The sequence below is a fragment of the Nonomuraea sp. NPDC050556 genome (genome assembly GCF_044457355.1).
Classification (GTDB): Bacteria; Actinomycetota; Actinomycetes; order Streptosporangiales; family Streptosporangiaceae; genus Nonomuraea.
In genome coordinates this window covers 103,889-126,027 of the sequence record NZ_JBITGU010000008.1, presented here as the reverse complement: position 1 = coordinate 126,027, position 22,139 = coordinate 103,889, and the positions used below count along the sequence as shown (strand labels likewise).

The 22,139-nt window shown below is 71.2% G+C and carries 26 protein-coding genes and 1 tRNA gene; 11 read left to right on the top strand and 16 right to left on the bottom strand.

Annotated features, from left to right (window positions below):
- Window positions 1-83: 83 nt before the first annotated feature.
- Window positions 84-878 (bottom strand): thioesterase family protein, encoded by a 795-nt coding sequence (locus tag ACIBG8_RS52815; protein WP_397351008.1) that lies wholly within the window; start codon window positions 876-878, stop codon window positions 84-86.
- A gap of 46 nt (window positions 879-924) precedes the next feature.
- Here ACIBG8_RS52815 and ACIBG8_RS52810 point away from each other — a divergent pair, with 46 nt between their 5' ends.
- Window positions 925-1,572 carry a TetR/AcrR family transcriptional regulator gene (locus ACIBG8_RS52810; protein ID WP_397351007.1) on the top strand — a complete coding sequence of 216 codons (648 nt, stop codon included), beginning with the start codon at window positions 925-927 and terminating at the stop codon, window positions 1,570-1,572.
- Here ACIBG8_RS52810 and ACIBG8_RS52805 read toward each other — a convergent pair.
- Window positions 1,484-2,464, bottom strand: coding sequence for a hypothetical protein (locus ACIBG8_RS52805; protein ID WP_397351006.1), 981 nt, complete (start codon window positions 2,462-2,464; stop codon window positions 1,484-1,486). The genes ACIBG8_RS52810 and ACIBG8_RS52805 overlap by 89 nt on opposite strands.
- Window positions 2,465-2,549: 85 nt before the next feature.
- On the opposite strand from ACIBG8_RS52805, the gene ACIBG8_RS52800 reads away from it, so the two are divergent.
- Together ACIBG8_RS52800 and ACIBG8_RS52795 are read left to right on the top strand one after the other, a co-directional pair.
- A complete protein-coding gene (locus tag ACIBG8_RS52800; RefSeq protein ID WP_397351005.1) occupies window positions 2,550-3,635 on the top strand; it encodes a sensor histidine kinase in 1,086 nt (361 codons plus the stop codon).
- Window positions 3,623-4,273, top strand: a complete 651-nt coding sequence (locus tag ACIBG8_RS52795) for a response regulator (protein WP_397351004.1) — start codon at window positions 3,623-3,625, stop codon at window positions 4,271-4,273. Before ACIBG8_RS52800 ends, ACIBG8_RS52795 begins: the two co-directional genes overlap by 13 nt.
- On the opposite strand, the gene ACIBG8_RS52790 is transcribed toward ACIBG8_RS52795, so the two are convergent.
- Window positions 4,270-4,878 carry a hypothetical protein gene (locus ACIBG8_RS52790; RefSeq protein WP_397351003.1) on the bottom strand — a complete coding sequence of 203 codons (609 nt, stop codon included), beginning with the start codon at window positions 4,876-4,878 and terminating at the stop codon, window positions 4,270-4,272. The two genes, ACIBG8_RS52795 and ACIBG8_RS52790, sit on opposite strands and share 4 nt — an antisense overlap.
- Window positions 4,879-4,933: 55 nt before the next feature.
- Between ACIBG8_RS52790 and ACIBG8_RS52785 the strand changes: the two genes are divergently transcribed.
- A complete protein-coding gene (locus ACIBG8_RS52785) occupies window positions 4,934-6,184 on the top strand; it encodes an FAD-dependent oxidoreductase (RefSeq protein ID WP_397351002.1) in 1,251 nt (416 codons plus the stop codon).
- On the opposite strand, the gene ACIBG8_RS52780 is transcribed toward ACIBG8_RS52785, so the two are convergent.
- From ACIBG8_RS52780 to ACIBG8_RS52765, 4 genes are read right to left on the bottom strand one after another with little or no spacing between them, the layout of a single operon-like run.
- Complete coding sequence (locus ACIBG8_RS52780) at window positions 6,171-7,280, bottom strand: zinc-dependent alcohol dehydrogenase family protein (protein ID WP_397351001.1); 1,110 nt, start codon at window positions 7,278-7,280, stop codon at window positions 6,171-6,173. The genes ACIBG8_RS52785 and ACIBG8_RS52780 overlap by 14 nt on opposite strands.
- Window positions 7,277-7,675, bottom strand: coding sequence for an acyl-CoA thioesterase (locus ACIBG8_RS52775; RefSeq protein ID WP_397351000.1), 399 nt, complete (start codon window positions 7,673-7,675; stop codon window positions 7,277-7,279). The genes ACIBG8_RS52780 and ACIBG8_RS52775 overlap by 4 nt, the downstream gene beginning before the upstream one ends.
- A gap of 1 nt (window position 7,676) precedes the next feature.
- On the bottom strand, window positions 7,677-8,816 hold the full coding sequence (locus ACIBG8_RS52770; RefSeq protein WP_397350999.1) for an acyl-CoA dehydrogenase family protein: 1,140 nt from the start codon (window positions 8,814-8,816) through the stop codon (window positions 7,677-7,679).
- 28 nt (window positions 8,817-8,844) lie between these two features.
- Window positions 8,845-9,432, bottom strand: coding sequence for a TetR/AcrR family transcriptional regulator (locus ACIBG8_RS52765; protein WP_397350998.1), 588 nt, complete (start codon window positions 9,430-9,432; stop codon window positions 8,845-8,847).
- Between the two features lie 95 nt (window positions 9,433-9,527).
- Here ACIBG8_RS52765 and ACIBG8_RS52760 point away from each other — a divergent pair, with 95 nt between their 5' ends.
- A complete protein-coding gene (locus ACIBG8_RS52760; protein WP_397350997.1) occupies window positions 9,528-10,094 on the top strand; it encodes a hypothetical protein in 567 nt (188 codons plus the stop codon).
- Window positions 10,095-10,121: 27 nt separating this feature from the next.
- On the opposite strand, the gene ACIBG8_RS52755 is transcribed toward ACIBG8_RS52760, so the two are convergent.
- Together ACIBG8_RS52755 and ACIBG8_RS52750 are read right to left on the bottom strand one after the other, a co-directional pair.
- A complete protein-coding gene (locus ACIBG8_RS52755; RefSeq protein WP_397350996.1) occupies window positions 10,122-10,625 on the bottom strand; it encodes a DinB family protein in 504 nt (167 codons plus the stop codon).
- Window positions 10,622-11,377: a 1-aminocyclopropane-1-carboxylate deaminase/D-cysteine desulfhydrase gene (locus ACIBG8_RS52750; RefSeq protein ID WP_397350995.1), complete on the bottom strand. Its 756-nt coding sequence runs from the start codon at window positions 11,375-11,377 to the stop codon at window positions 10,622-10,624. Before ACIBG8_RS52750 ends, ACIBG8_RS52755 begins: the two co-directional genes overlap by 4 nt.
- Window positions 11,378-11,420: 43 nt before the next feature.
- On the opposite strand from ACIBG8_RS52750, the gene galK reads away from it, so the two are divergent.
- Window positions 11,421-12,542 (top strand): galactokinase, encoded by a 1,122-nt coding sequence (galK, locus tag ACIBG8_RS52745; RefSeq protein ID WP_397350994.1) that lies wholly within the window; start codon window positions 11,421-11,423, stop codon window positions 12,540-12,542.
- Here the strand turns inward: galK and ACIBG8_RS52740 are convergent.
- The 4 genes from ACIBG8_RS52740 to ACIBG8_RS52725 form a co-directional block, all read right to left on the bottom strand.
- Window positions 12,523-13,290 (bottom strand): enoyl-CoA hydratase-related protein, encoded by a 768-nt coding sequence (locus ACIBG8_RS52740; RefSeq protein WP_397350993.1) that lies wholly within the window; start codon window positions 13,288-13,290, stop codon window positions 12,523-12,525. The two genes, galK and ACIBG8_RS52740, sit on opposite strands and share 20 nt — an antisense overlap.
- 11 nt (window positions 13,291-13,301) lie before the next feature.
- Window positions 13,302-14,462, bottom strand: coding sequence for a nitric oxide synthase oxygenase (locus tag ACIBG8_RS52735; RefSeq protein WP_397350992.1), 1,161 nt, complete (start codon window positions 14,460-14,462; stop codon window positions 13,302-13,304).
- A 191-nt stretch (window positions 14,463-14,653) separates the two neighbouring features.
- Window positions 14,654-15,232, bottom strand: a complete 579-nt coding sequence (locus ACIBG8_RS52730) for a response regulator (RefSeq protein ID WP_397350991.1) — start codon at window positions 15,230-15,232, stop codon at window positions 14,654-14,656.
- Entirely contained in the window at window positions 15,217-16,359 is a 1,143-nt protein-coding gene (locus tag ACIBG8_RS52725) for a sensor histidine kinase (protein WP_397350989.1), read from the bottom strand. The genes ACIBG8_RS52730 and ACIBG8_RS52725 overlap by 16 nt, the downstream gene beginning before the upstream one ends.
- Before the next feature lie 55 nt (window positions 16,360-16,414).
- Here ACIBG8_RS52725 and ACIBG8_RS52720 point away from each other — a divergent pair, with 55 nt between their 5' ends.
- On the top strand, window positions 16,415-16,597 hold the full coding sequence (locus tag ACIBG8_RS52720; protein ID WP_397350988.1) for a hypothetical protein: 183 nt from the start codon (window positions 16,415-16,417) through the stop codon (window positions 16,595-16,597).
- A gap of 18 nt (window positions 16,598-16,615) precedes the next feature.
- Here ACIBG8_RS52720 and ACIBG8_RS52715 read toward each other — a convergent pair whose 3' ends face one another.
- Window positions 16,616-17,896 (bottom strand): UDP-glucose dehydrogenase family protein, encoded by a 1,281-nt coding sequence (locus tag ACIBG8_RS52715; protein ID WP_397350987.1) that lies wholly within the window; start codon window positions 17,894-17,896, stop codon window positions 16,616-16,618.
- 77 nt (window positions 17,897-17,973) lie between these two features.
- Between ACIBG8_RS52715 and ACIBG8_RS52710 the strand changes: the two genes are divergently transcribed.
- Window positions 17,974-19,251, top strand: coding sequence for an amylo-alpha-1,6-glucosidase (locus ACIBG8_RS52710; RefSeq protein WP_397350986.1), 1,278 nt, complete (start codon window positions 17,974-17,976; stop codon window positions 19,249-19,251).
- Entirely contained in the window at window positions 19,248-19,724 is a 477-nt protein-coding gene (locus tag ACIBG8_RS52705; protein ID WP_397350985.1) for a hypothetical protein, read from the top strand. The genes ACIBG8_RS52710 and ACIBG8_RS52705 overlap by 4 nt, the downstream gene beginning before the upstream one ends.
- A 2-nt stretch (window positions 19,725-19,726) precedes the next feature.
- Here ACIBG8_RS52705 and ACIBG8_RS52700 read toward each other — a convergent pair whose 3' ends face one another.
- Window positions 19,727-20,029, bottom strand: coding sequence for a YtxH domain-containing protein (locus ACIBG8_RS52700; RefSeq protein ID WP_397350984.1), 303 nt, complete (start codon window positions 20,027-20,029; stop codon window positions 19,727-19,729).
- A gap of 122 nt (window positions 20,030-20,151) precedes the next feature.
- On the opposite strand from ACIBG8_RS52700, the gene ACIBG8_RS52695 reads away from it, so the two are divergent.
- Window positions 20,152-20,224 (top strand) — tRNA-Asn (locus tag ACIBG8_RS52695).
- Between the two features lie 502 nt (window positions 20,225-20,726).
- Here ACIBG8_RS52695 and ACIBG8_RS52690 read toward each other — a convergent pair.
- Window positions 20,727-20,897, bottom strand: coding sequence for a hypothetical protein (locus ACIBG8_RS52690; protein ID WP_397350983.1), 171 nt, complete (start codon window positions 20,895-20,897; stop codon window positions 20,727-20,729).
- 209 nt (window positions 20,898-21,106) lie between these two features.
- Here ACIBG8_RS52690 and ACIBG8_RS52685 point away from each other — a divergent pair, with 209 nt between their 5' ends.
- A complete protein-coding gene (locus ACIBG8_RS52685; RefSeq protein WP_397350982.1) occupies window positions 21,107-21,970 on the top strand; it encodes a protein phosphatase 2C domain-containing protein in 864 nt (287 codons plus the stop codon).
- Window positions 21,971-22,139: the final 169 nt, after the last annotated feature.

Below are 22,139 nucleotides of genomic sequence, written 5' to 3'. Positions count from 1 at the left end.
GGACGAACGCGCGCTGGAAGAGCGGTGCGCCCGGTTCAGACGCGCGAAGCTCGCGCTGGACCGGGGCGCCAGCGACGAGGAGCTCAGGGCGTTGGCTGAGGAAGACGCACCGCGGCAAGCTGGGTCGCCTGGGCGACCAGACGCCCCTTGGCGTCCCAGATAGAGGTGGTCTCGTCCATCCGCCCGGCGGTGACGTCGGCCGCGCTCATGCTGACCCGCACCGAGCCGGGCACGGGCAGGCGGCGGATGTAGGCGGTCAGCGAGATCGTCGGCACCCAGCCGGGCAGGCCGAGGTCGTAGGAGACCGGCGGCACCGGGTCGAGCGCCACCAGGAGCGACAGCGGGTCCCAGTCCGAGCCGTCGGCCAGCCGCTGCCAGCCGGACAACACGCCCTTCCTGGACGGCTGGCCGAAGGCGAAGCCGATCTGCGCCGGGTCGAGCCGCTGCTCGACGACCTCCATGAGCGGCACGCGGAAGCCGCCAGGCGCGTCCGGCGGAGTGAGGAAGCACGCCTCCTCCTCGGGCAGGTCGACCGGCTCGGAGGAGGTCCACCAGGGGTCGCCGTCGTCCAGCTCGCCGAGCGTGACCAGTGCTTCGGTCTTGACCGCGCCCTGCTGGGACAGGGTGGCCCTGGCCTGGGTGACCGTACGGCCGCGCCGCATGATCACCACGTCGACCTGGGCAGGGCCCGGCTCCGGCGCCTCCAGGAAGGACCCGCTGATCGCCGACAGGTGCGGGTGCTCGGCGCGCTGCACGGCCGCCCTGGCGAGGATCGCGAGCAGGTAGCCGCCGTGCAGCTTGCCGCCGACGCTCCACTGCCCGTCCAGGACGGCCTCGCCCAGCGGGCTCACGGCCGTCGCTTCCCTGAAGGTCTGCATCGCCCCAGGTTGACATCGTTAAGCTGACGGCGTCAACCTGGTGCCCGTGGCGACTACCCGGCGCGTTCGCGCCAATCCAGGCCAGGGGGTACGGCTGCGCGAGGAGATCCTGTGCGCCGCCGAGGCCCTGCTGGAGGAGACGGGCAGCGAGGATGCGCTGACGCTGCGCGCCGTCGCGAGCCGGGCGGGGGTGTCCACCCCGTCGGTCTACCTGCACTTCGCCGACAAGGAGGCCCTGGTCGAGGCGGTCTGCCTGCGGGTCTGGGACGAGCTGGCCAGGCTCATGCGCGAGACCACGGGCGACGACCCGTTCCGCGCTATGGGCAACTGCGGCCGCGCCTACGCCAGGTTCGCGCTGGGGCATCCCACGCAGTATCGGGTGCTCATGCTGAGACCCTCCCAGGGCACGCCGCCCGCTGCCGCCGCCTGCTTCGGCTACATGGTGGACGCCGTCACCCGGTGCGTGGAGGCGGGAATGCTGCGCGGGGATCCGGTGCCGCTGGCGCTGTCGCTCTGGTCGGCCGTACACGGGTGCGTCTCCCTGCTCATCACCCATCCGGGGCTGCCGTGGCCGGAGGACCTGGACGGGTTCATCGACGACACGATCAGGATGGCCGGGCTGGGGTCGGCGCTGATGTCGCGGCTGCCCCGCGGTTCAGTGCCCTCCGACGCATGGTTGTCGCGCCCACTGTGACCGCGCAGAGCGCCACCAGCCAGATCCGGTCCAGGAGCGTGGCGGCGTTGGCGACGACGCCGAACAGCGAGTGCGCGATCAGCGCGCCGATCACCAGGGCCAGGCCGTGCGCGCCCGCCCACCGGCGCACCAGCAGGCCCGCCGCCACGGCCAGGACGGCGGCCGCTCCCATGGGCAGCCACACCCAGGCGCCGCTGGTGAAGGCCGGGTGCTCGGCCCCGCCGAACGGGAAGAGCAGCGCCATGTACCCGAAGGCCGCCACGAAGGCGACCACGCCCACCACCCAGGGCGACGGTGACGGCTTTGTCAGGATATTTCCGGCCTTAGCGGTGAAGGCTGCCACGGCGAGCAGAACGATCGCCAGAAGGCAGCCGAGCAGGACCGGCAGCGGCATCGTGTAGCCAGGGTCCATGAACAGCGCCGTCATCGCGCGCAACACCCCGGCGCCGAGCACGAACACCACGCCCGCGCAGGCCAGGCCGACCTTTCCCAGGTACGGACGCGTCCCCTGCCGCGGGAAGAGCAGCTCGACGAGCAGGATCGGCAGCGCGACGCTGAACACGGCGTGGTAAACGAGGTTGAGCTCGGTGTAGGCGGAGTTCAGCCCGAGGACCCGCGGCGCCCATCCGGCCACGCCGTACAAGGTGGGGCTGCTGAGCGCCTGCAGCGCCAGTCCCTCCTCCACGATGCCGTAGGCGACGCCGAGCAGCAGGATCGCGCCCCACCCCCGGCCCGAGCGGCGGACCAGCTCGCGGATCAGGACGGTGCCCGCGCCATAGATGGGCACCCAGAACACCATCAGCCAGATCTGGCCGAGCGGCGGGTTGCCGAGCATCAGCTCCGCGACGACGGGGGTGATCAGCGCCAGGACCAGCGCGGGGAGTCTGTTCATACGGCCAGCCTCGCGCGCGGCCACGGGCCGTCTCTCCTGCCATCCGTCCGGGTCGTGACAACTTTGGTTGCCATACCATCGGGGCATGGACTCGCGCCGTGCCCGCGTGGTGGCAGCGAGCAGTTCCCTGCTCGCGCTGGCCGCCGCGGTCGCGGTGGTCGCGGGCGACCTGTCCGCGCACGTTCATGGGTGGATCCTCGCGGCCGACGTCGCGGGCGGGCTGCTGGCGTGCGCGCTGGTGTGGTTCTGCCGCCGCCGGCCGTTCTGGGTGGGTCTGGCGATCGTCGCGCTGTCCGCCGGGTCGGCCGCCGCGTCGGCGGCAGCGGGCATCGCGACCGTCTTCGCCGCCCTCTACCTGCGCCCGCGCCAGGCCGTCCTCGTCGGTACGGCGAGCCTGGCCGCCACGCTGGTCCGCTTCGCCTGGCGCCCGCCTGGCCTGGCCTCCTACGGCGTCTGGGCGCTGGTCGCGGTGCTGTTCACCGGCGTGCTCACCGGGTGGGGCATGCTCGCCCGCACCAGGCGCGAGCTCCTGGCCTCCCTGGAGGAGCGTGCCGTACGCGCCGAGGCGGCCCAGCGGCAGCGCGCGGAGGAGGCCAGGCAGGCCGAGCGGGTGCGGATCGCCAGGGAGATGCACGACGTGCTGGCGCACCGGCTGTCGATGCTGGCGCTGCAGGCGGGGGCGCTGGAATTCAACCCCCAAGGTCCTCCCTCGGAACTGGCCGAGGCGGCCGGTGTGGTGCGCAGCAACGCGCAACTGGCGATGAAGGAATTGCGGGAAGTCATCTCCGTTCTGCGCGAGGAGCAGGCTCCGGTGCTGGGCGACCTCGACGCGCTGCTGGCCGAGGCGCGGGCGTTCGGCGAGGTGACCTTGCGTGGAGACCCGGCCGGGATTCCTGCGGACGTGGGCAGGACCGCCTACCGGGTCGTCCAGGAAGGGCTGACGAATGCGCGCAAACACGCGCCAGGCGCGGCGGTCGCCGTCGACCTGGACGGCGCGGCGGGCGACGGGCTGACCGTGCGGATCTCCAACCCGCTCTCCGGGAGCGCGTCGGAGAAAGGTGTCGGGCTGGTCGGGCTCGGGGAACGGGTGGCGCTGATGGGCGGGCGGCTGGAGCACGGGCCGGTCGGCGGCAGGTTCGTGCTGGAGGCGTGGCTACCATGGCCGAGGTGATCCGGGTTCTGATCGTCGACGACGACGCTCTGGTGCGTACCGGGCTGACGCTCATGCTCAAGGGCGCGCCCGACCTGGAGGTGGTCGGCGCGGTCGCGGACGGCGCCGAGGTGCCCGGCGCGGTCCGGTCGTGGGCGCCGGACGTGGTGCTGATGGACATCAGGATGGCGGGGCTGGACGGCATCACCGCCACCCAGTCGCTCCGCAGGCTGCGGAACCCGCCCGAGGTCATCGTGCTGACCACCTTCGACGCCGACGACCACGTCTTCCGCGCGCTGCGCGCAGGGGCCAGCGGGTTCCTGCTGAAGGAGACCCCGCCCGCCGGGATCGTCGACGCGATCCGCCGGGTCGTGCTCGGCGAGCCGGTCCTGTCCCCCAGCGTGACCCGCCGCCTGATCGCGCACCTGGAGCCGGCGGCCGAGACCGCGCGGGCGGCCGAGGGGCGGCAGTTGCTGGCCCGGCTGAGCGAGCGGGAGCGCGAGGTCGCGCGGGGCGTGGCGCAGGGGAAGACGAACGCGGAGATCGCGGCCGACCTGCACATGAGCGTGGGGACGGTGAAGGGCTACCTGTCGCGGGTGCTCACCAAGGCGGGCCTGGACAACCGGGTGCAGCTCGCCCTCCTCGTCCACGACGCCTAGACGGCCGCCAGCTTCTCGGCGGCCAGGCGCGCCGCCCTGCGGCTGAGGGCGGGGTTGAAGGTGGAGAGGACCCCGTCGCTCACGACCAGCGTGACGGCGTCACCCACCCTGATGAGCGCGACGTCGGCGACGATGAGCGGCTTGGCGTTCAGGCTGGGGATCGTCTGGCTGTAGCGGATCCCGTAGGACCAGTCGCCGAGCTTGCCGACCGACAGCTTGACGATCCTGGTCTTCTCGTTCTTCTTCTTGGTGTTCACGCCCGCGCAGTCGCGGACCATGGCCTTGCCCACGGCCTGCCAGGGGGCGACCTTGCCGCTGAGGGAGAACTGCCTGAGGCGGGACGTGGGCGCCTCTGTCTCCTCGATGAACACGGCCGCCTTGCTCTTCAGCAGGGGCCGAAGCGCCTTGATCGCGCGGTCACACTTCCTGTCGCCGACGGACCCGTCGCCGATCGCGAACCGGAGGGGCTTCTCGCTGAGCTGGTATTCGGAGCCCAGATCCTGCGGGGTGAGCAGGGTGTCATCCAGAGGGACGGCGGCCATGGCGGGGGCAGCGGAGCCCGCCAGGAGGATGGCGACAAAGCCACCGATGATCGCGGAGCGCATGAAAGCGGATCATAGGGGGCAGCCCATTCCGGCAGCAATTCGATAGCATGTTCGCATGAGCCATGCCGTGGTGGTAGGAGCGAGCATCGCGGGGCTGCTGGCCGCGGCCGCGCTGCGCGAGCGGTTCGAGCGGGTGACCGTACTCGACCGCGATCCCCTGCCCGAGCAGGACGGTCACCGTAAGGGCGCGGGGCAGGGGCGGCACGCGCACGGGCTGCTGGCGCGCGGCAGGGAGGCCATGGAGGAACTGCTCCCCGGCCTCACGGACGAGCTCGTCGGCAGGGGCGCCACGCCGGTCGACATCCAGGAGCGGGCGCGGTGGATCAACGAGGGGCAGCCGCTGGCGCGCGGCCCGAGCGGGCTGGGCGGGCTGCTGCTCAGCAGGCCGTTGCTGGAGGGGCAGGTACGGCGGCGCGTCGCGGCCCTCGGCAACGTCACGCTCCGGCCGGAGACCGTCGCGACCGGGCTGTTCCCCGGCGGTGTGCTGGTCGACGGCGCCAAAGTCCGGGCGGACCTGGTCGTGGACGCGACCGGCCGCGGCTCCCGGCTGCCCGAGTGGCTCGAAACGGGTGGCTACGAGCCGCCCGCCGAGGAGCGGGTGGCCATCGACTTCCGCTACACCACCCGCGAGTTCCGGCGCACCGCCGACGACCTCGGCGGCGACCTGTTCGTCATCCTCGCGCCCACCGAGGACCGGCCGCGCGGCGGGGTCGCGCTGGCCATGGAGGGCGACCGGTGGATCGTCACGCTGGGCGGCTACCACGGCGACGCGGCACCCGCCGACCTGGAGGGGTTCGTCGCCTATGCCGGGTCGTTGCCCGCGCCCGACGTGCACGAGCTGGTCGCCGGGGCGGAGCCGATCGGCGACGCGCGCACCTACCGGGTGCCCGCCAGCGTCCGCCGCCGTTACGAGCGGCTCGCCCGCTTCCCCGTCGGGCTGGTGGCCGTGGGCGACGCGGTGTGCGCGTTCAACCCGATCTACGGCCAGGGCATGACGGTCGCGGCGACGGAGGCCCTGGCCCTGCGCGGCTGGGACGGCGACGCGCGCGGCTACTTCCGCACGATCGCCCGGCTGATCGACGGCCCGTGGGACATCGTGGTCGGCGGCGACCTGCGGCTGCCCGGCACGGACGGGCGGCGCACGCCGAAGATCCGGCTGGTCAACGCCTACCTGAAGCGGTTCCACGCGGCGGCCAGGGAGGACCCAGCGCTCGGGCGCGCTTTCCTGCGGGTGGCCAACCTGCTCGACCCGCCGCACACACTCCTGCTGCCTGGCACGCTCGCGCGGGTCCTCAGAAGACGATGACCTGGCGTACGGCCTCGCCGGTGTGCAGCCGGTCGAAGCCCTCGTTGACCTGGTCAAGGGTGAGGCGGCCGGAGACCAGCCGGTCCACGGGCAGCTCGCCGTTCGCATACATGTCGATAAATTTCGGTACATCGCGGCGGGGGACGCACGAACCCAGGTAGCTGCCCTTCAGCGTCTTCTCCTCGGCCACCAGGCTGAGCGCGGGCAGCGCGAGGTCGCGCCCAGGGTCGGGCAGGCCGACGGTCACGGTGACGCCGCCGGGCGCCGTCGCCTGGTAGGCCTGGAGGAGCACCTGCACGACGCCGGTGGTGTCGATGACCTTGTCCGCTCCCCCGCCGGTCAGCTCGCGCACCTCCTCCAGCGCGTCCGGGCCGCCCCTGACCGTGTGGGTGGCGCCGAGCGACCTGGCCAGCTCCAGCTTGTGCTCGACCACGTCCACGGCGACGAGCGTCGACACCCCGGCCGCCTTGGCCGCCAGCAGGGCGGACAGGCCGACGCCGCCGAGGCCGAACACCGCCACGGAGTCGCGTTCCGCCACGGCGGCGCCGTACATCACCGCGCCGGCGCCGGTCAGGACGGCGCACCCGAACAGGGCCGCGATCTCGTACGGCAGGCCGGGGTCGACCCGCACGGCCGACCGCTCGGAGACCACGGCGTAGTCCGCGAACCCCGACACGCCCAGGTGGTGACTCACCCCGCCTGAGAGCCTCCGCGCACCGCCGAGCAGGGTTCCCTCGCGGTTGGCCGCACCACCCGGCCCGCACAGGGCGGGCCTTCCGCCCAGGCAACGCGGGCATTCGCCGCAGGCGGGCACGAACGTCAGCACCACGTGATCGCCCACCGCGAAGGACGCCCCGGGCCCCACCTCCACGACCTCACCGGCCGCCTCGTGCCCGAGCGCCATCGGCAGCGGCCTGGGGCGCGAGCCGTTCACCACCGAGAGGTCGGAGTGGCAGAGCCCGGCCGCACCGACCTTCACCAGCAGCTCGCCGGGACCGGGCGGGTCGAGGGCGAGCTCGCGCACCTCCAGGGGGCGGGAGTCCGCATAGGGGACGGGACGGCCGGACTCCACAAGGACGGCGGCGCGAGTGATCATGGGAGAAGCCCCTCCATGGCGGTGCGCATGCGGCCCTCGATCGGTGAGGGGCGACGGGAAGACCGGTCGACGAACACGTGCGTGAACTGGGCCTCGGCGATCAGCGTGTCGTCGCGCTCGCGGAACAGCGACAGGTCGTAACGCACGCTGGAGCGCCCGAGGTGGCCGACGCGCATCCCGATCCTGATGACGTCGGGAAAGGACGCCTCCGCCTTGTACGAGCAGCGCGACTCCACGCACATCCCGATCACCGGGCCGCCGTGGATGTCGAGCCCCGCCTCCTCCACCAGCCAGGTGTTGATCACCGAGTCGATCATCGCGTAGTGCACGACGTTGTTGACGTGCCCGTAGGTGTCGTTGTCGTTCCATCGGGTGGGAACGCTGCGCCAGTACATGTCAGAGCCCCAGGTCCCGGCCGACGATCTCGCGCATGATCTCATTGGAACCCGCCCAGATGCGGGTGACCCTGGCGTCCATCCACGCCCGCGCGACCCGGTACTCACGCATGTATCCGTACCCGCCGTAGAGCTGCACGCAGGCGTCGATGACGGCGTTCTGCACCTCGGCCGTCCACATCTTCGCCTTCGCCGCGTCCACGGCCGTGAGCTCGCCGTCCGCGTGCGCGGCCACGCACTGGTCGACGAACGCGGTGGATACGTCGATCTTCGTCACCAGGTCGGCGAGGGTGAACTTGTTGTACTGGAAGGACCCGATCTGCTGCCCGAACGCCCTGCGCTCCTTGACGTAGGCCAGCGTCTCCTCCAGGACGGCGGCCGCGTGGAAGACGTTGGTGACCGCCGAGCCGAGCCGTTCCTGCGGGAGCCGTTCCATCATCGCGACGAACCCGCCGTCGATCTCACCGATGACGTTCGCGGACGGCACGCGCACGTTCTCGAAGAACAGCTCCGAGGTGTCCGCCTCGGGCTGCCCCACCTTGTCCAGCTTGCGCCCGCGCTGGAAGCCCGGCATGCCCGCCTCGACCGCGAACAGCGTGATGCCCTTCTTCCCCTGGCCCGTCCGCGCGGCCACGATGACGAGGTCGGCCTGGAAGCCGTTGGTGATGAAGGTCTTGGAGCCGTTGACGATCCAGTCGTCGCCGTCCCTGACCGCCGTGGTGCGCAGCGCGGCCAGGTCGGAGCCGCCGCTCGGCTCGGTCATGCCGATCGCGGTGATCAGCTCGCCCGAGCAGAAGCGCGGCAGCCAGCGCTTCTTCTGCTCGTCGGTGGTCAGCTCCACGAGGTACGGCGCGCAGATGTCGAAGTGGATCGCGAGGCTGGAGGCCAGCGCCATGCTGTGCGCGGCGAGCTCCTCGATGAGGACGGCGTTGAACCGGTAGTCTCCGGCCGCGCCGCCGCCGTACTCCTCGGGCACCTCCAGGCCGAGCAGGCCCTGGCGGCCCGCCTCCAGCCAGACCTCGCGCCCGATGAGCCGCCGCTCGGCGAACTCCTCCTGTCGCGGGACGACGGTACGGCCGACGAACTCGCGCACGGACGCGCGGAAGGCGTCGTGGTCCTCGCCGTAGAGGGTGCGGCGCATGTGGTGACCTCCTGCACTAAGCGTGCGCTTAGTGTACGGCAAGCATGCGCATGGCCAGGTGCGCGTACAGCGCCCCGATCTCGTCCGGCGTGCGCGGCCCGGCGGGCGAGTACCACCTGGCGACGTCCACGCACATGGACACGATCGCCCGCGTGGTCCCCGGCACGTCGGCCACGTCGAAAACCCCCGCCCTGACCCCCAGCTCCACCTGACGGAGAAAGAGCCCCTCGGTGGCATCACGCAGATCCCGGATGACACCCCAGCGCTCGGAGTCGAGCGCGGCCAGCTCATTCTGCGTAACCCGCGCGGCCTGCTGATGGGCGGCGTGGAAGGCGGCAAGCGCGAACACCATGGCCCTGACCCGCTCAACCACGGTCGTGTTGCCGACCTCAGCGACAGCCGCGTGCGCCGCCTCGTGCACGGTGCCCACGATCCGATACAGCAATTCCGCCTTGGTCGCGAAATGCACATACATCGCCGCCGGGCTCATCCCCGCACTCTCGGCGATCTCCCTCGTGGACGCCCCGCCGTACCCCTTGGCCGCGAACAACCCCACCGCCCCCCGCAGCAGGCGCCGCGCCGCCTCAGCCTCCACACCCGCCCACAGGTCACCCATACCCATCATTCTAAGCGCCCGCTTAGTCAGCGGATCAGCCGCTCGCGTGTCGGCGGTGAGGCGTAGCGTGGGTGCGGCGGTGAAGAGGGGGGCCTATGGGCAGGCGGGAAGCGTTCTGGCTCGATCAGGACTTCGACAGGGAACGGGCGAGCGATGGTTCGAGCCGCTACGCCGTACATGTCAGGAAGCACCTGGAAGAGATCGAGTGGGGGGACATCGCCCCTGTCAGGTTCGCCTGCACCGCCTGGGGGCTGGCCATGCCGCCGTCCCTGTCGCCCGGGTTCGTGCGCTGGGATCGCCGGGTGCTGGAGGCGATCTGTGTGCGCAACACCTGGGACGGCACGCTCACCGCGCACGTCAAGCTCGTCTCCCCGCTGCCGGAACAGCTCACCAGGTCGCGTGCCTGGTGGCGGGATCGTGGCTGGCAGGGGTGGCAGGAGACCTTCGGGCAGTACGTCGAGCCCACCCAGCAGGACCTCGCCAGGAGCCCGTTCGCCAGGGCCACGCTGCTGGTGCAGGTGCCGATCCCGCTCGACGACCTGCCGCCGGAGCCCGAGGGGCCGCACGACCGGGTGGAGGACAGCGCGCACCGGGCCATGGTCGTGCTGGTCAGGGAGCTGAACGCGGTCGTCACCCCGATCCTCGACCAGCTCGACTCCTGAGAGGCCCTCAGCGCCTGGGCCTTCTCGTCAGGCGCCCTTCGTGCCGTCGAGGAGTTCCCTGATGAGGTCGAGGTGGCCGTTGTGCCGCGAGGTCTCCTCGGTCATGTGGCCGATCACCCAGCGCAGCGTCACCTGCTCGCCCGTGCTGATCTTGCCCTGGGAAAGGGCGTCCAGCGAGATGCCCGCCACCGCGCGGTCCGACCGGGCGCACTGGTCGAAATACTCCGCGAGCACCTGACCCACAGGCGCCTGGAGCTCGGCCGTCCACTCGGCGTCCGGGTCGTCCTCCGTCCAGGGCGCGCGGTCCTGACCGCCGAGGAAGAACACCTCGAACCAGTAGTGCTCGTTCCACCGCAGGTGGTTGACCAGCCCAATGGCGGTCATCAGGGGCGAGGTGGGAAGCGGCGCCCTCCTGGCGTCCTCGTCGGACAGACCCTCGCACTTGTACGCGGCCGTGGCGCGGGCGTACTGGTGGAAGGTGGTGAGCGTGGCGCGTTCGTCCCAGGTGGCGGGGGTGTCAGAGCGGTTCATCCGGCAAAGGGTACGCCGGTGACGACGGCGGCGATCCTGCTGCCCGGCGCGAACGCCCCTCGACGCACCAGGTCGAAGACGCCGTAGAGCATCTTCGCGACGTACACCTCTTCGACCTGAAATTTCGCGTTGAAGGCTTGCAAAGCGGGGGATGTCCGGGCGTAGCCGCCGAAATGGTAGTCGAGCTCCAGCGACCAGTTGGACCAGGCCCTGCCGTACGCCTCCGTCTGGAGCCTGGTGACCTCCTCACGCAAGAACTCCCCACCCTTGAGTACGGCGAAGCCGATCGCCCTGCGCCCGGGAGCGAGCCCGGCCGAGATGCCCGCCAGCGTGCCCCCGGTGCCGACCGGGCAGCAGATGACGTCGTAGTCGAACTCCAGCGCCCCCGGCAGCTCAGCGCACCCGCGCACGGCCGCCGCGTTGCTACCTCCCTCCGGGAGGATCGCCACGTCGCCGAACTCCGCGCGCAGCCGGTCGAGCACGGCGGGGGTGTGCTTGAGCCGGTAGCTGGCGCGGTCGAGGTAGGTCAGCCGCATCCCGCAGGCGGCCGCGTAGGCCAGCGACGGGTTCAGCGGCAGGTGCTCCTCGCCGCGCACCACCCCGATGGTCTCGATGCCGCGCTCCCGCCCGGCGCGGGCGACGGCGCGCAGGTGGTTGGAGTAGGCGCCGCCGAAGGTGAGGATCCGCTCCGAGGTCAGGTTGTACTTGAGCTTGCGCGCCTTGTTGTCGTCATGCACCAGGATCACCCGCACCGCGCTAGTCTACGGACGAATCGTTGTTGAGGAGTGTTGGATTATGAGTGTTGCTGATGCTTTCCGTGTCACCTTTCAGGCCGAACCACAGACGGTGTGGCGTGCGCCCGGCCGGGTGAACCTCATCGGCGAGCACACCGACTACAACGACGGCTTCGTGCTGCCCTTCGCCGTCCCGTGGGGCGTGTCCGCCGCGGTCTCCCCGCGCACCGACGGCGTCATCAGGCTGCACTCGCTGCAGTCCGACGGCCCGCCCGTCACCATCGAGGCGCACGAGCAGGCCCAGGGCTGGACCCGCTACGTCGTCGGCGTCTTCGCCATGCTCGGCGACACCAGGGGCGCCGACCTCGTCATCGACGGCGACGTCCCGCGCGGCGCCGGGCTGAGCTCCAGCGCGGCCCTGGAGGTCGTCGTCGGCTCGGCGCTCAACGAGCTGTACGGCCTGGGCCTGACGCCCATGGAGATCGCCCTCCTCGGCCAGAAGGCGGAGAACGACTTCGTCGGCATGCCGTGCGGCATCATGGACCAGGCAGCCTCGGCCCTGTCGAAGGAGGGCCACGCGCTGTTCCTCGACTGCCGCTCGCTGGGGTCGCGCAACGTGCCGCTCGACCTGGCCGCGCACGGCCTGCGCATCCTCATCGTGGACACCCGCGTGCACCACGAGCTGGCCGACGGCCAGTACGCCAAGCGCAGGGCCGACTGCGAGTCGGCCGCGCGCAAGCTGGGCGTCGACGCTCTGCGCGACGTGGAGGACCTGGCGGGCGCGCTGTCGCAGCTGCAGGGCGACGAGCGCAAGCGCGTGCAGCACGTGGTGACGGAGAACCACCGGGTGGAGGCGCTGATCGGCCTGCTGCGGGCCGGCGCGATCACCGAGATCGGCGCGCTGCTGAACGCCTCGCACCTGTCGCTGCGCGACCAGTACGAGGTCTCCTCCCCCGAGCTCGACGTGGCCGTCGAGGCGTCGCTGCGCGGCGGCGCGCGCGGCGCCCGCATGACCGGCGGCGGCTTCGGCGGCTCGGCGATCGCCCTGGTGGCCGAGGACCGCGTGTCAGACGTGGAACTGTCCGTGCGGAATGCCTACGCCGAGCGCGGCTGGCTGGAGCCGCGCTTCTTCAACGCGACGCCCGTCGACGGCGCGCACAAGGTCACAGCGCAGGGAAGCTAGGCGGCCGCCGCTCCAGGAAGCTCGCCACCCCTTCGGCGAAGTCGGGGCGGCCGAAGGAGGCCGCCATCTCGTGGACGGCGGTCTTCACCGACTGCTCCAGCGAGACGTCCCAGTCGTTCCACACCTGCCGCTTGATGACCGCCATCGACGCCGGGGAGCTGTAGGCCGCCAGCTCCCTGGCGTACTCCTGCGCCTCGGCAACGGGATCGGCCACTGCCCTGTTGACCAGGCCCATCTCCAGCGCCTCAGCGCCGGTGAAGACGCGGCCCGACAGCAGGATGTCCATGGCGCGCTGCTGGCCCATCAGCCGGGGCAGCACCCACGACAGCCCGTACTCCGCCACCAGGCCGCGCCGCGAGAACGCCGTCGTCCACTTGGCGTCGGGCGCGGTGAACACCAGGTCGCACACCAGGGCGTGGACGACGCCCAGCCCGGCGCAGGCGCCGTTGACCGCGGCCACGACGGGCTTGGCGATCGTGGTCGGGAAGGTGTTGGGCCGCGGGTCTGGCTTCTCGTCGTAGTCACCCGTCTGGATGGCGCTCAACGTCTGGAAGTCGGCCCCGGCGCAGAACCCCTTGCCCGCGCCGGTCACCACGATGGCCCGCACGTCCGGGTCGGCCCCCGCCTCCTCCAGCAGGTCGAAGTAGCGCCGGCCCATCGCGTCGGTCCACGCGTTGAGCCGGTCGGGCCGGTTGAACGTCAGCGTCAGCACGCCCTGGTCGAGCGACGACAACACCAGATCAGACATAGAACAAAGTTCTACACCATCGGGCGATGATGTACATAGGCCGGGGACAGGGAGCTCTCGTCGTAGTAACGGTGGTAGACCGGCGTCGCCGAGCCGGAGATGGGCGGCACGATCCACGACCAGTCGGCCGGGCAGGTCCGCCCCGCCTTCTCCTCCCGCTCCAGGTGGGTCATGAACCGGCGCGCCTCGGTGTGGTGGTCGGTCATCGTCACCCCCGCCGCCTCGAAGGAGTGCAGCACGGCCACGTTCAGCTCCACCAGCGCGTGGTCGCGCCAGAGCGTGCGCTCCTTGCTGGTGTCCAGGCCCAGCCGTCCGGCGATCACCGGGATCTGGTCGTAGCGGTCGGCGTCGGCCAGGTTGCGCGCGCCGATCTCGGTGCCCATGTACCACCCGTTGAACGGCGCGCACGGGTAGCAGATCCCGCCGATCTCCAAACACATATCCGAAATAGCCGGTACGGCATGCCAGCGCAGTCCCAAGCTGGCGAACCACGGGTACTCCGGATGGACGATCGGCACCTCCAGCACCGCGTCCCCCGGCAGGTTGCACAGCAGCGGCACCCGCGACCCCGCCTGGATGACCAGCGGCAGCACGTCGAACCGGCCTGAGCCGCCGCGCCAGCCCAGCGACCGCGCCAGGTCGGTGAGCGCGACGTTGCGCCGGTCGCCGACCACGCTGCCGTCGCCCCTGCGGTGCCCGGCGTAGCGGATCAGCTGCTCGTTCAGGATCCGCGGCCCCATCCGCCTGGGCGTGTCCGGCGCGAACACGGTGATCGTCGGCCTGATCTTCCCCTCCCCCGTCGCCTCCCGCAGATGGGTCACGCACTCCAGCGCCACGCCTTCCGCGCTGGAGACCTTCCTGCGGTCGCGCACCCGCAGCGACCGCCAGTAGAGCCTGCCGATGCACCTGTTGCTGTTGCGCCAGGCGACCCGCGCGCCGAACTCCAGCTCGGCCGCCGTGTGGGTGTAGGTGCCCGATCTGGACACGTCTCTGACCACCTGATGCAGCCGGTCGTGCAGGTTTCCAGCCTCCGGGTTCTCCGCGTGGAAGAGCCTGATGAACCGCTCGGCCTCACGAAGGTCGATCGTCTTGTCGATGAGCGAGTGCACGGCGATCTCGGAGTTCACGGCGAGACCGTCGAAGGGACGCAGGGACCTGATCCAGGTACGCACGCAGTAACCAGCACATTCCTGCCTTGCGGAGCGCGTCGCCGATTCCGGGTCGGTGACACGGTCCTGGTGCGGCGCCCTTTCCTCACCGCCGGGTGGATGTCCGCGGCTCGCCACGCAGGAGTCATCCAGGCCCGGCGCGGCAAATCACATTTTCACCGCCGAACACGGGTCTTGTCCCAGTAAATGGATAATCACGCGGAGTGAACGAGGCCGAGTTCCATCGCGGTGATCGCGGCCGAGGTCCGGTCGGACACGCCGAGCTTGGCGAAGATCCGCAGCAGGTGCGTCTTGACGGTCGCCTCGCCGATGAACAGCCGCCTGGCGATCTCGGGATTGGTCAGCCCGCGCGCCACCAGCTCGATCACCTCCAGCTCCCTGGCCGACAGCACCGGGCCCGCCCGCCTGGGGCGCACCCCGATCCGCGAGCCGGACGCCACCGCGCGGATCGCCGCCACCAGGTCCTCGCGCGAGGCGTTCTTCAGCACGAACCCGGCAGCGCCCGCCTCGACCGCCGCGTCCACGTCCCCTTCGAACGTGGTCAGCACGAGTACGGCGTGGCCGGGCAGCCTTCTGATCGCGCTCACCCCGTCGCCGCCCGGCATGCGCAGGTCCATGAGGATCACGTCGGGGCGCAGCCGGGGGGCGACGGCCACCGCCTCGTCGCCGGAGCCCGCCTCCCCCGCCACCTCCAGGCCGGGTTCCGCCTCCAGCATGCCGCGCAGCCCAGCGCGGACCACGGGGTGGTCGTCCACGATCAGGACGCTGAGCACGGGAGCTCCACGGTCAGCGCGGTCCCGGCGCCCGGCTCGCTCGCGACGCTCAGCGTGCCGCCCGCCCTGGTCACGCGGCCGCGCATCCCCCTGAGCCCGAAGCCGTCCCTGGCCGCCTCGGGGTCGAAGCCGCACCCGTCGTCGGTCAGCGTCAGCCGTACGGACTGCGGGGTGTAGACCAGGGCGAGCTCGGCCGCGCTCGCGCGGGCGTGCTTGCGCACGTTGGCCAGGCCCTCCTGGGCGACGCGCAGCAGGGCCAGCTCCGTCGCCGGCGCCAGCGGCCTGGCCGTACCCTCCACCAGCACCTTGGCCGGGGTCTCGAAGTTCTTGGCGAGGCGATGCAGCGCCTCCTCCAGCGACGCGTCGGCCAGGCTCGGCGGCGCGAGCGCCGCGATGAGCGCGCGCGTCTCTGCCAGGTTCTCCTGAGCGGTCCGTACGGCGAGCGTCAGGTGCCTGCTCTCGCCCAGCTCCGCCTCGGCCGCCTGGACCAGCAGCGTGATGCCGGTGAACCCCTGGGCGAGGGTGTCGTGGATGTCCCCGGCCAGCCGTTCGCGCTCGGCCAGCACGCCCGCCTCCCTGCTCACCTCGGCCAGCTCGGCGCGGGTGCGCTCCAGCTCGGCGATCAGCCTGGCCCGCTCGGTGTTCTGCGCCCCGAGGCGGTCGATGAAGACACCGAGCAGCGCGCTGGACGAGAGGATCACCACGCTGACGCACGCGACGAGCACGGGGCTGACGTCGGCGGACACCGCGAACAGGATGGCGGGCCCGGCGAACAGCGTGACCACGAGCGAGGTGGCCAGGGGCGGGCGGAAGGACATGAACGCCTGCGGCGCGAGCGCGGACAGCGCGACGGCGGTGGCGGGCACCATGAGGGCGGCGGGGATGAACAGCACGAGCATGGCGGCGCCGTACCAGTAGCCGTGCCTGCTCGTCCTGGCGCCGCGCACCGCCCTGCGCCCGGCCAGGGCGTAGGCGACGGACAGCAAGACCAGCAGGGTTATGGCCACGGCTCGCACGTGGCCGGGCTGCTCGCCGTCGGCGCTCACCAGGGCGATGGTGACGACCAGGACGATTCCAAAGTAGGCGTCCCAGAACGGGTACGACCGCGCCCAGACATCTTCCGACATATGTCCGCCGATCGGTGGATACTCCCGGCTTTGATCATGGCGGATCGTGGTGGGCATGAACAAGAACCTGTACCGGTCCATCATGCTGGCGCTGTCGATCCTCTACGGCGCGCTCATCGCCATCCTCGCCCTGGTGGGCACCGGCAACCTCGGGGTGATCGCGGCGGTCGGCGCCGTCGTGCTCGGCGCCGGCTGGGCCCTCTACGGCATCTTCCCCACCCAGCAGAAGAACACCTAGAACCCCCAGCAGGATGGGTCAGGCGCGGCCGACGCTCATGTAGGTGAAGCCGAGGGTGCGCATGGCGGGCGGGTCGAGGAGGTTGCGTCCGTCAAAGACGACGGGCCGCCGCATCAGCCCGTGCGCCTGCTCCCACGAAACCTCACGCAGCTCCGGCCAGGCCGTGGCCAGGATCACCGCGTCCGCGCCCGTCACCGCCTCCAGCGGGCTGTCGTGCCGCGTCGTGGACGCCCACGGCTCGGCCAGGTCCTGCGCGGCCAGCGGGTCCCAGCACCGCACCTTCGCGCCCTCCGCCAGCAGCCGCGCCGCGAGCACCGTGCTCGGCGACTCCCGCATGTCGTCCGTACCCGGCTTGAACGTCATCCCGAGCAGCGCGATCTGGGTGCCCTCCAGCGACCCGAGCGCCTGCTTGAGCTTCTGGATCGCCCGCCGCTTCTGCAGGTTGTTGACCTCGATGACCGCGTTGAGCAGCTGCGGGTGGTGCCCGGTGTTGCTGGCGAGCTGCTTCAGCGCCTCGGAGTCCTTGGGGAAACAGCTGCCACCCCACCCGATGCCCGCCTGCAGGAAGTGGCCGCCGATCCGGTGGTCCAGCCCGACGGCGTGCGCGACCAGCTCCACGTCGGCGCCGGTCAGCTCGCACAGCACCGCGATCTCGTTCATGAAGCTGATCTTCGTCATCAGCGCCGCGTTGCTGGCCAGCTTCACCATCTCGGCCGACGCCACGTCCATGATCTCGACCGGCCCGTCCACGCCCCGGTGCAGGTCGGCGATCAGCTGTACGGTGGCCTCGTCCGAGCCGCCGATGACCACCCGGTCGGGCGTCATGAAGTCGGCGACCGCGCGCCCCTCGGCGGTGAACTCGGGGTTGGCCGCGTAACCGACGTGCGCGAGACCCGCCTCGTTGAGCACCGAACGCACCCGCGCCCCGGTGCCGACCGGCACCGTGCTCTTGACGACCACGGCCCGCAGGTCCGTCGCGCCCTTCAGCGAGTTGACGACCGACCAGACCCGCGAAAGGTCCGCGTCGCCGGCCATCGTGGGCGGGGTGTCCACGCAGATGTAGACGATCTCGGCCCCGGCCAGCGCGTCGTCGGCGTTGAGCGTGAAGGTGAGCCGCTCGGTGTTGCGGGCGATCAGCTCGCCCAGCCCCGGCTCGTGGATGGGCACCTCACCGGCGCGCAGCCGGTCGACGCGGTCCTGCTGGATGTCGCGCACCGCGACCGTGTGCCCGAGGTCGGCCAGGCAGGCGGCGGTGACGAGACCGATGTAACCCGCGCCGAAGACAGCGATGTTGGCCATTGATCCACAATAACCACCCCAAAAGGGATCTATGACAGCGGCTGTTCTCTTGGCCCCGGGGCGCGCATAGTTGGTTGATGGAAGGCCGGCCCGCCGTTGACGACGCCGCGCTCGGGCGCGAGGCGCTGGCCGTGCTGGAAGCCAACTGGACGGGCTCCTCCACCATCCCCGCTCCCGGTCTCTACCCGCACCAGTGGAGCTGGGACTCCGCGTTCGTCGCCATCGGCCTGGCCAGGCACCTGCCCGACCGGTCCAGGACCGAGCTGCTCAGCCTGCTCGACGGCCAGTGGGCCACCGGGATGCTCCCGCACATCGTCTTCCACACCCCTGAGGCCTACTTTCCCGGCCCTGCCGTCTGGCGCTCGCAGGACATCGAGGCCGCGCCGTCCAACGTCCTCACCTCGGGGCTCACCGCGCCGCCGCTGCACGCGCTGGCGGTGTGGTGGGTGTGGAAGCACACCGGCGACGACACCTTCGTACGGCAGGCGTTCGGCGCATTAAGGGCTCAGCACGACTACCTGGCCCGCGAGCGCGACCTCGGCGGCGGGGGGCTGGCCGCGATCGTGCACCCGTGGGAGTCCGGCATGGACGACAGCCCGGCCTGGGACGAGCCGCTGTCCGCCCTCCCCGAGATCAGGTACGGCTACCGCAACGTCGAGCTCGACGAGCGCCACCCGGACAGCGACCACGACCGCTACGTCTGGCTGGCCCTGCGCTACCGCAACGCCGGCTACCGCGCCGAGTACTTGCGCGACGACCACCCGTTCGCCGTCGAGGACCCGATGTTCAACGGCATCTGGCTCGCCTCCTGCCACGCGCTGGCCGAGCTGGCCCCGGTGGCGGGCGAGGACCCGGCGCCGCACGTGGAACGGGCGGAACGCATCAGGTCCGCGCTGATCGAGCGGCTGTGGAACGACGGTTTCTACGCCAGGGACGTGCGCAGCGGGCGGCTCATCCCGCTCTGCACCGTCGGCGGGTTCGGCCCGCTCCTCGACCCCGGGCTGCCCAGCGCGCAGGTCACGGCGCTGGTCGAGGTGCTGGAGTCGGCCAGGTTCATGGGCGCCACCGGCTACCCGGTGCCTTCGTGCGAGATCCGCGCCGCGCAGTTCGACCGCACCCGCTACTGGCGCGGGCCCTCGTGGGTGAACACCAACTGGCTCCTGCGCCGGGCGGCAGCCGTACACGACCTTGGCTCTCTGGGCCAGTTGCTCACGTCGGGCACCCTCAGGCTGGTACGGCAGGCCGGGTTCAGGGAGTGCTTCGACCCCTTCGACGGCAGCGGGAGGGGCTGCCGCGACTTCTCCTGGAGCGCGGCGCTCACCCTGGATCTGCTCGCCGATACGGTGGAGGAATGAGTGTTTTCCACCGGCTTCCCTCTGAGGCGCGTGCCGCGCTGGACCTGGAGAAGGGCGAGCGCGTGCTCACCTTCGCCGCGGCGGACGAGGGGCACGTCGTGGCGACCGATCTCGCGCTGCACCTGCCTGGCGGGGTGCGCGTGCCGTACGAGGAGATCGACAGGGCGTCGTGGGACGAGCACGGCCTGCTGACCGTCGTCACCACCAAGCAGCGGCGCCACCACGCCAGGGTGCCCGAGCCGCGCAACGTGCCCGAGGCGCTGCGCGAGCGCGTCAACGCCACGATCGTGGTCAGCAAGCACGTCGACCTGCCCGGCCGGGGAGGTGTGCGGCTGGTGGCCAGACGCAAGCCGGGCGGCGACGTGGTCGGCTGGACGTTCCTCTACGACGAGGGCCTCGACCCCGAGGATCCGGGGCTGAGGGCCCTCGCCGAGCAGGCGCTCGAAGGGGTACGGCGCAGCATGGGGGTGTGAGGTCAGTAGGGGACGCCGGTCTTGTCGGCCTTCTCCCCCTCTGGCCAGCCCGTGCCGGTGTCCAGGTGGTCATTCCTGTTGAGGAACGGGATGCGCTGGTGCAGCGCGTCTCCCACCTTGCCCTTGGCCGCGCCGGCGACCTTGGAGACCTGGGCGCCCACGAGGCCCGCGGCCTCCTGCACCGTGGGGCTGTCCGCGACGCGCCGGACGCCGCGCTTGATCTGCTCGTAGCGTTCGCGGCCGGCGCGGGTGCCCAGCACATAACCGACACCCAGCCCGACAGCGAACATCATCTTGTAACGCATCTTCCACCTCCGCTGTCTCCGGGCCTACCCCGAAACCGATGCGACACGCACTCCCGGAGTGCGCTAATCTATTCCTGCGCCGAACGGACGGGCCAAGGCCCTGCGAACAGCGTGAAGTCCGATCCCGTGTAGCTCAATCGGCAGAGCAGCCGGCTGTTAACCGGCAGGTTATAGGTTCGAGTCCTATCGCGGGAGCAACAAAGAAGGCCCCTCTCCGGAGGGGCCTTCGCCGTTCCACGGGGGGCGGCTTGGTGGCGGGCGTCTTTCGTGGCGACGGGCGCTTCTTGGTGGCGGGCGCTTCAGCGGCCACCCAACGACGCGAGGACCGTCCAGGGAGGCGAGGACTGCCCAAGGACGCGAGATCCACCCAAGGACGCGAGGATCGCCCGACGACGCGGGCTCCTCATTGAGCCCAGCGCCACCCGTCGCCGAGCCCACTCCCCGAAGGAGTCGCGCCCTGCTTGGATGACCAGCCCCCGAGCTTGGGAGTGCCCCTGACGAGACCTCCACCCCGGATGGGACCGTGACCCCTCTGACAGGGTCACCGCCCCTCTGGTGGGTCCGCCGTCTCTCTGACGGGGTTACCGCCCTCGCGGGACCGCCACTCCTCACTGGAGCGCCACCCTCTGGGGCCGCAACCCCTCATGGGGTTCGGGGATCCGGGGAGGGGGTTGCTCTGTCCGGGGAGAGCTGTGGGTTAGTGGGCGTGGTCGTTGCTCTTGACCCACTTGGAGACGAACATCACCGCGAGCGCGACGCCGCCGATGATGAGCCCCCACTTGAGGAGCGTGAAGGCGAAGCCCAGAAGGGGACCGATGAGCATGAGGCCGACGATGACGGCGGCGACGATGAGAAGGATGCGTGCCATGTCTTCGACGGTACGCCCTGCGGACCCCGCGTAGCGGGTTTCACCCCCCGGATCAGGGACAACTCAGGGTCGACCCCCACCCGGGTAAGGGTGCCCCGAAATCCGGATTTTTCGCAGCTTCACGGCTCCCCATGGACATTCGCCGCGCTGGGCCGATAAATGGGGGGTGAATGTCCTCCAACACACCCCGCGCAGGAGGTCAGACAAGCGTGACGGCCGCTGAACAGACGATGACGTGCCCCGTGTGCGGCTGGCGCGTCCTCCCGGAGCACTCCTTCTGCGAAGGGTGCGGCCACCGGCTCGTACAACCCTCCTGTACGGCCTGCGCCGCCCCCGTCGACGCCGAGGGCTACTGCGAGGGATGCGGCCTCAAGCAGCCAGGCGACAGGGACCACCGCGAGGCCGAACTCCCCTGCGGCGCGGCGGGCGTGAGCGACCGCGGCCTGCGCCACCGCCGCAACGAGGACGCCATGGCCCTCACCGAGGCGGCCGGGCTGACCGTGGGCGTGGTGTGCGACGGGGTCTCCACCTCCCCCAGGCCCGACCAGGCGGCGGCCGTGGCGGCCGAGACCGGCGCCGCCGCCCTCGTGGAGGCGCTGAGCGGCGGCCACGACCCGGAGGCCGCCACGCGGGCCGCGTTCGGCCGGGCGCTGCGCGCGGTCGCAGAACTGGCGGCCACCGTACGGCAGGCCCCCGCCTGCACCTACCTGTCGGCGATCGCCGGGCCTGGGCGGGTCACGGTCGGGTGGGTGGGCGACAGCCGCGCCTACTGGCTGCCGGACGGCGCCGCGCCCGCGCTGCTGACCGTGGACGACGTGGCCCAGCCCGGCGTCCTCACCGCCTGGCTGGGCGCCGACGCGGGCGAACCGACCGTCAAGGTCCGCACGGTGACCCCGGACTCCCCCGGTCAGCTGCTCATCTGCACCGACGGCCTGTGGGGCTACTTCAACGGCCAGGTCCCGGGCAGCGGCAGCCCCCTTCAGCGCGCGCGAGAGCTGTTACGCCACGCCCTGGGCTGCGGAGGCAGGGACAACATCACCGCAGTGGTGATCCCGGTGCCGAGCGCCTCATAAAAGGGGCCGAGCGCCTCGTAAAGCGTGGTGATCCCGGGGCGTCCCGCAGCGTCGTGACGGCGGGGACCCCGTGAGCGAGGAAGAATCGCCAGGAAGGCCGTGAGCGCACGACGGCGAGTGGTGTGTCCCCCGGCTCCGCCGTACCCCCAAAGGCCCTTGAAAGACCCAA